6 protein-coding genes are annotated in these 7821 nt (G+C 43.8%); 2 read left to right on the top strand and 4 right to left on the bottom strand.

What is annotated here, in order from left to right:
- The coding region (locus ACJ751_RS03335; protein ID WP_407743954.1) for a GHKL domain-containing protein at positions 1–345 on the top strand (345 nt) is incomplete at its 5' end.
- Between the two features lie 5 nt (positions 346–350).
- Positions 351–1052, top strand: coding sequence for a LytR/AlgR family response regulator transcription factor (locus ACJ751_RS03330; protein ID WP_407743953.1), 702 nt, complete (start codon positions 351–353; stop codon positions 1050–1052).
- Positions 1053–1252: 200 nt separating this feature from the next.
- On the opposite strand, the gene ACJ751_RS03325 is transcribed toward ACJ751_RS03330, so the two are convergent.
- From ACJ751_RS03325 to ACJ751_RS03310, 4 genes are read right to left on the bottom strand one after another with little or no spacing between them, the layout of a single operon-like run.
- Entirely contained in the window at positions 1253–2224 is a 972-nt protein-coding gene (locus ACJ751_RS03325) for a YncE family protein (protein ID WP_407743952.1), read from the bottom strand.
- A 9-nt stretch (positions 2225–2233) separates the two neighbouring features.
- Complete coding sequence (locus ACJ751_RS03320; protein ID WP_407743951.1) at positions 2234–5266, bottom strand: efflux RND transporter permease subunit; 3033 nt, start codon at positions 5264–5266, stop codon at positions 2234–2236.
- 10 nt (positions 5267–5276) lie between these two features.
- Positions 5277–6188 (bottom strand): efflux RND transporter periplasmic adaptor subunit, encoded by a 912-nt coding sequence (locus tag ACJ751_RS03315; protein WP_407743950.1) that lies wholly within the window; start codon positions 6186–6188, stop codon positions 5277–5279.
- 14 nt (positions 6189–6202) lie between these two features.
- Positions 6203–7486 carry a TolC family protein gene (locus tag ACJ751_RS03310; protein ID WP_407743949.1) on the bottom strand — a complete coding sequence of 428 codons (1284 nt, stop codon included), beginning with the start codon at positions 7484–7486 and terminating at the stop codon, positions 6203–6205.
- Positions 7487–7821 lie beyond the last annotated feature (335 nt).

Here is a 7821-nt window from a genome sequence, read left to right as displayed (position 1 = left end):
GTATTACGAACCGAAATAGAAACGATAAATGATCCACGGATCACTATTGCTCCTATGATACTGATCGTATTTATTGAAAACGCCTTCAAACACGCCCGTAATACCCTCGACGAAAAGATCTACATTGAGATCGACCTGAATGTTACCGGTAATTTTATTGTATTTTCAGTAAGGAACTCATACAGTGAATTAAAACATGAAAACAGCATCAGCCAGGCAAGCTCGGGACTGGGGCTTCCCAATACCATCAGGCGGTTGAACCTGTTGTATGAAGAAAATTACAAATTGGACCAGTTTATCACTGACAATATGTACATTGTTCAGCTTCGCTTAAAAATAAAATAACAGGTATGTTTAACTGTCTTGTTGTAGACGATGAACCTATTGCGCGGGATATTATAATAAGTTACTGCAGCCATTTGCCACAGCTACGGGTGCTGGGGAGCTGCGGCAATGTATTTGAAGCAAAGGATATTCTGGTACAACAACCCATAGATATCCTGTTCCTGGATGTACATATGCCGGTGCTGGATGGTATTGGCTTTTTACGAACCCTTAAAAACAGACCGCAGGTTATATTTATTACTGCCTATAAAGAATATGCAGTTGACGCCTTTGAACTATCGGCCTGCGATTACCTGGTAAAACCATTCTCACTCGAACGGTTCATCATGGCAGTAGACAAGGCAACAGAAAAACAAAAGGCCTCGACTCCGGCAAACGAAAACAAGGCCACCCAGCTCAATGATTATTTCTTTATAAAAGCCGATGGCAAGATTTACAAACTCCTATATAACGATATTCTGTTAGCTGAAGCAAAAGGGAATTATACAAAAATAGTCTGCACCGATCAAACCCTGTTGCCCAACATGTCTTTTAGCGCATTTGAGTCCCTGCTCCCTGCTAATTTGTTTATCCGGGTACACCGCTCATTCATCATTAATAAATCAAAGATCGATCATATAACAGGTAATACGGTAGAAATACTGAAAATGCAAATACCCATTGGGGTGAATTATAAAGAAGCTTTTCTGAAAGCGTTGGGATTGTAAAGCCCCCTCCCGGCCAGCCAGCCTCCCCCCGGCCCCCTCCGGTGGAGGGGGAGAAATACAACTTCGCACCAATATTCAACCTGTTACCTTTGCAACTTCTTTTCCCTTATTTCACATTTCTTTTATTAACTCTATCAACTATGTCAACTCTATCAACCCTTGTATTCCTGGTTAACTGGTCAACTCGTTAACTCGTCAACTCATTTCCCCAATACCATTACCTGGAAAGCATTATTATCTTTCGTTGGCAAATACAGTTTATGGGTGGTATCATCAAGAGCAATCGTGCGTGCTCCCTTTTTAGTGGGTATAGAACCTGTTTTACTATAACTATCTTTATCACCTTGCTTCACTACAGTTATACTTCCTTCGCCGTTGGAGGCATAAATATTATTGGAAGCTTTATCAAAGACTACCCCATCGCAACCGGCGCCAATGGGTATCTTGCTTATAATGGCGCCGCTACCGGCATCCAGGACCATTAATTGCCTGCTATCGCTGCAGGCAGAAAACAACCGGTGCGTTGTATTATCAATGGCTAAACCGGTTGGCGCTACGCCGGGAGTCAATGCCCAGTGATGCAATACCCGCTGGCTTTTAAGATCGATCACTACTATTTCACTTTTGTCTTCTATATTAACAAACAAGGTACCTGCGCCATTGGTCACCGCTTCTTCCGGCTTGCCGCCCACATCAACAGTTCCCACTACTTTATCATTCTCGGGATCAACAATACTAATGCTGTTGCTGCGCCCATTACATACGATCAGGTGTTTTGAAAATTCATCATACATAATAGCATCAGGATTTTGTCCCACAGGTAATTGACCAAATACCCTGGCAGTTTGTAAATCAAATACCGTAAGTGTATTCAATCGGCCATTGCTGGTATACCCTTTATTCAGGTTCGGCACAAAAGCGATACCATGAACGCCGATAGTTCCGGGAATAATCCCCATTGAATCGCCGGTTGTTTTATTTACAATATTTACCTGGGTGCCATGTGATACATATAATTTATCGGAACCTGGTTGAATGGCCAGGTAATCCCAGCCGCCTGTTCCTGACAAATGAAAAGTAGTGAGTAAATGTATCTCAGTAGCAGGTTGAGCCTTACCCGAAATTGCTGCAATTAGTAACAGTATACAAATTAACCCTGGTTGCTTTTTCATATTATATATTTATGGAGTGGTAGTTTTATTTTTATAGATCATTCGAATACCTGTTGGTAATACGATCAGCAACAGCGGCAGCGCCATTACAAAACCGCCAATTACCGCTATGGCCAACGGCTGGTGCAATTGAGCTCCCGTACCAATGCCTAATGCCAATGGCATGAGTGCAATGATAGCGCCTAATGCCGTCATTAACTTGGGACGCAGCCGCGTTGAAATGGAATAGATAATGGCTTCATCGGTTCCTTTTTCATGCAGCGATTCCCGAAACTGCAAAAAGGTAAACACCGAATTTTCGCCAATGATACCGGTGATCATTATAAGCCCGGTGTAACTGCCTACATTTAACGGCGTACCGGTAAGGAACAGCGCCAGGTAACTGCCTGAAATGCCCAACACGGCAATCCCTAAAATAAGCAAGGCAATACTAAAACTTCTGTATAAAAACAGGATAACAGCAAACACCAGCAGACTGGCCGTTATTAAGATCATCAGCAGTTCTTTGAACGATTGCTGCTGATCGGCATAAGCGCCCCCATATTGAATGCTGTAAGATTGTGGTAAATGAATGTCAGTGGCCAGCTTTTGTTGTATATCCTTCATCACACTGCCCAGGTCGCGGTTTTCGAGGCGGGCAGTAATTACTCCCATCGATTGTAAATTCTCCCGTTGTATTTCGGCATCACCGCCGTTTACGGTAACACTGGCCAGTGTGGTTATGGGTTTTAACCGGCCATCGGGTAAAAATATTTTCAGGTCGTTTATGGCGTTTACACTCATTTTCCGATTACCGGGATATACCAACCGGATGGGAACGTACTGCTGCTTCTCAAATAAATTCCCTGCAATATTGCCTTCCAGTGAAGTCTGCAACTGGTATTGGAAATTAGCCGGGGTTATCCCAAACTGCGCCAGCTTTGCATAATCGGGCTGTACGCTTATTGAAGGACCGGCAATAACAACGCCATTGAAGACATCGGCCGTACCCGGCACATTTGATACTACCTCAGCCACCTGTTTACTTAACTGCTGTAATGTTTTTTGATTATCACCGAATACTTTTATTTCTACGGGCTGAACAGATGTCATCAGATCGCCCAGCATATCACCGATCACCTGTCCGAAATCAACCCGTAAGGCGGGTTGCGAACTTTCTATTTGTTGGCGAATGTCTGCGATCACCTCATCGGTATTTTTCTTCCTGTTCTTTTTAAGTTGAATGAGGTAATCGCCGCTGTTGGGTTCGGTAATAAAAAAACCCATTTGCGTGCCCGTTCTTCTTGAATAAGCCTGCACTTCCGGTATGGCTTTTAATATCTTTTCTACCTGTCGCAACTCACGATCCGTTTCTTCCAGGGAAGTACCGGGCGGTGAATTGTAATCCAGCACTATGCTGCCTTCGTCCATCTCGGGTAAAAACCCGGTTTCCAGGCGCGGCACCAGCAAGGCTATTAAAACCGCTAATGCCACCACAAAGGCGATGCTGATATACGGACGTTTAATAAAAAAAGATACCCAGTTTTGCGAACGCACATTATGAGCCGCCGCCTGCTGTCCCGATCGTGGCTTGTTCCTGGTAAGCAACAGGTAAACGACAGGCAATCCAATCCAGGTAACAAAAAAGGAACACACCAGGGTTATGATCATGGTATTGGTCATAACACTGAAATAAGCGCCGGCCACACCGGTCATTAATAAAAAGGGAATGAAAATAACTATGGTGCTTATAGACGATCCCAGCATGGCGGGAAACAGGTAGTGAATGGCCTTTTGCACCAGGGTGGTACTGGGTTCTTCCGGATGTTCTTCATGAGTGCGGTGGATCTGTTCTACCACTACAATGGCATCGTCAATTATCAATCCAATGGCAGCTGCTATTGCACCCAGCGTCATGATGTTAAAAGTGTACCCAACAGCATACAGCACAATCAACGTAAGCCCCAGTGTAATGGGGATGGTAAACAGCAAGGTAGCGCTTGCCTTCAGGGACCGCAAAAAGATAATTGCTACCACAATGGCCAGTAACAATCCTATCCACAAACTATCGGTCACACTTTTAATAGAGTCATTTACAAAATCGGCCTGGATGTAATAAGGAACAATACGAATATCGGGTGGTAATACTTTCTTTAGTTCAACGATCTTTTTCTCCATCGCTGTCGACAGTGTTACCAGGTTGGCGTTGGGTTGTTTTATTACCGCCACCAGAACGCCATCGCGGCCATTGGCATTGATCTTTACAAACTCTACGCCTTCGTTTATTTGCACCTCGGCAATATCTTTAATGGTAACAACGCGTTTGCCATCGTTCTTTATTACAATTTGCTCCAGCTCATCTTTATTATGTACAGTTGCATCGGTTACGGTGAGATACAGAAAGTGATAATCTGACAAATAACCATTTGATTTTATAAAGTTGGTTTGACCCAACGCCGTATTCACCATATCGGGCGTTACCGAAAAGGTGCCCATTTTTTGCACATTCAATTGGAGCCAGTATTCTTTTGTTTTACCGCCCGTTATTCTTATTTCCGATACGCCTGCTACCTGCGACAGGAACGGCTTCACCGTAAAATTGGCAATCTGTTTTAATTCAATGGGCGACCTGGTATTACTTTCGAGAGAATAACCCATTACCGGCAGGATGGATGGGTTCATGCGGGCTACGCTAATTTGCACTTCCGGTGGTAACTGGTTTCTTATTTCAGCAATCTTTGATTCAATGCGCTGCTGACTGAGATCTACATTCGCATTCCAGTCCATGAATGCAGAGATTTCACAGCTTCCCCGGCTGGTGGTGCTTCGTATCAATTGCAGATCTGGCACCTGCTTAATAGCCGCTTCCAATGGTTTGGTTACGGTAACCATCATTTTATCTACCGGCTGTAAACCGGCATCGGCTATCACCTTTATTTTTGGAAAAGTAATTTCAGGGAAAAGCGAGGTTTGCAATTTCGTATATACAAAGATGCCGCCGCCTAATGTCAGCACCAGTAAAACGGTCAACGGGTTTTTATATGCGAGAAAGAAGTTGTTCACCGGGTTGATTTTATTGCTTTACAATTTTAATGGTGGCGGTATCGGCCAAACCATAATTACCGGTTAGCACAAACTGATCGGCGCCTGAAAATGTTGGCGAAATAATTTCTACCTGGCCGTTGGTCTCCAATCCTTTTTTTACCGGCACCTTCACGGCAGCAGTATCGCCCGTTACTTTCATTACCCAGAATTCGGTTTGCGTTTCGTTGGCTAATACTGCCTGTCTGGGTAAGAACACCGCATTGGTTTTGGCGGTTTTTACAATAGTTACTTTGGCCACCAGGTTTACCGGCAATTGATCGGCAGGCACTTTTATATAAACATTTTGGGTTTGGGTGGCAGAGTCTACGATCGCAGTTACCGCTGTAATAGTTCCGGCCAGCTTTTGACCATCGGGCAGTTTTAACTGCACTTCTTTTTTTCCCAACACATAGGGTCGTAGTTCGTACGGCAGGTTCAATACGAACACAAAACTATTCACATCATTGATTACCGCCAGCTGCTCGCCATCCTGTACATAATCACCCACCTGGTGATTCACCTCTGTAATATGACCGGTTCTTGCAGCCCTGATGGTAATAAGCCCTGAGAATTTAAAGGTAGAATCAAGCGAATTGATGGTATTGCCAATACTTTGCGCCTCCTTTGTTTTTAGCACGAACAGCACTTCCCCATTGCCGGCCGTTTTTCCAACCACCGCATTTACTGTAGTAAGATATCCGTTAGCACTTGCCTTTACAATGCTTTTTTGTAAAAAAGTGGAGGTGGCATTCATTTCAATGGTATCTGCCATAGGGCCTGTATGTGCAGACGTAACAGTTACGGGTGTAACCACGGACTGCTCCTCACTGCTATCGTCAGGAGCCGCATGCCCGCAGGACATTAAAACAATCACTATTAATATATATATTCCTGATCTCATAATGCCTGTTCGGATTATCTGTTCCAGTAATTAATTTGGTTTATTATTTTCAACCGGCTGATATAATTCTGCGTAACCAGGTTACGCGCATTGAAATAATTGGTAAGCGCCAGGATAAAATCTGTTACCCTGATATCCCCGGTAGCCAATAATTTTTCATTCACTTTTATGAGGGTATCGGTATAGCGTATCTGCTGGTTGATATTACTGATGAGCTTTTCGGTGTTGCGAAGCTGCTGTATTAACTGAAACAATTGTTGTTGTCGCTGGTTTACAAAAAAATCCCGTTGCGCCTGCCGGGTTTGTTCGGCCAGGTTTAACTTCTGGTATTGTAATTTTCGTTGATGGCCATCGTAAATAGGAACAGTGAGGGAAACGCCAAAACTGGTGCCCCAGTTTTTATAAGGCATATAGGCCAGCGATGAATTATAACCTGCATCGGCAAAGGAATTGATCTTTGGTTTGTAGTTCAGATCAACCAACGCCCGGTCGTTCCTTATTTTTAAACTATCCAGGACGTATTGCCGGTAAAAAGCGGAAGTAGCATAGTCCGGTAAAGTATTCAGCGATAAATTCGGGTCTTCCAGTTGTTGGGGTGTAGTAGTATCCTGGATGCCTGCCAGGTAATTCAGCAACCCATAGTCACTGGCAAACTGCATTTCCAGCTCAGCCGTAGTGAGCAACTGCTGTTGCCGCGTTACCGTAAATGACAGGTAATCGCTCTGTTTAAATACATTACCCTGCGTAAGCTTTTTTAGCAGGGTATCTTCGCGGGCCAGCAGGTCGTTTATTTCGCGATTGTACTGCAATTGCAGCCAGTCGCCAAAAGTATTCAGATATTGATCGGTAACACTCTTTTTAATATCCTGTTCAGATAATTTGATATTGTTGGCCGCCGACTGCGACTGTATTTGAAAACCGGCGATTTGGGTATTTATGTTCCTGTTGCTTATAAATGCCTTGGTTACAGTAAGCATGCCCGATACCTGGGTCTTGTTCGTGATGATCTCGTCGTACCCATAGCCATTAATAATGGGCGCATACAGGTTATTGCTGTTAGCGCTTACCTGGGGCCTTAAGTTGGCCCGTATCAATTGGCTGTCAAGGGAGAACGCTAATACCTGGTTTTGAAAATCTTTGATCAGGGGACTGTTTTTGACCGCAATATCCAGGTAATAAGAAAGGCCATTTTGTTGCGCCCGTGCTTTGGTCACAATCATTAAAGACAACAACAGAAATCCTGTCTGAAGTACGACTATCTTCCTCCAGGTGTTATACTTACCAAATTCGGCATTCATTTACCCGGTTTTATTCAACCTATTAAAATTATATGCCTAATCTGGTAAAATTTTGAAGCCCATAAAGATAAAGACCCCCTTCTTGCCTCTCCGCCAGCTGGCAGAGAAGGTGGTGGGGGCCTTTAGGTCTCTTTATATTCCTTTTAATTCTTCGCTTTTACAGGTTGAGATCACCACCCTCCTCTTTGTGTTCATTCTTAAATTCCAGCTTTCCAAACTTCCAGGTGAAATTGATCCCAATGGAACGAAAAGGAATTTTGCGAATAGTGGTGGTAGTAAATCCTGGTCCGTTAATGTCAAGCTTTTGTTTTACATACTCGTTGAAAGGATTGGTG

The sequence above is a fragment of the Niastella sp. genome, assembly GCF_045805085.1.
GTDB lineage: Bacteria > Bacteroidota > Bacteroidia > Chitinophagales > Chitinophagaceae > Niastella.
This window is presented reverse-complemented; position numbering and strand designations above follow the sequence as displayed.

Bases quoted from the DNA above. Each gene is read 5' to 3' on its own strand.
- ACJ751_RS03330 (WP_407743953.1), top strand. From the start codon at position 351: ATGTTTAACTGTCTTGTTGTAGACGATGAACCTATTGCGCGGGATATT.
- ACJ751_RS03325 (WP_407743952.1), bottom strand. From the start codon at position 2,224: ATGAAAAAGCAACCAGGGTTAATTTGTATACTGTTACTAATTGCAGCA.
- ACJ751_RS03315 (WP_407743950.1), bottom strand. From the start codon at position 6,188: ATGAGATCAGGAATATATATATTAATAGTGATTGTTTTAATGTCCTGC.
- ACJ751_RS03310 (WP_407743949.1), bottom strand. From the start codon at position 7,486: ATGAATGCCGAATTTGGTAAGTATAACACCTGGAGGAAGATAGTCGTA.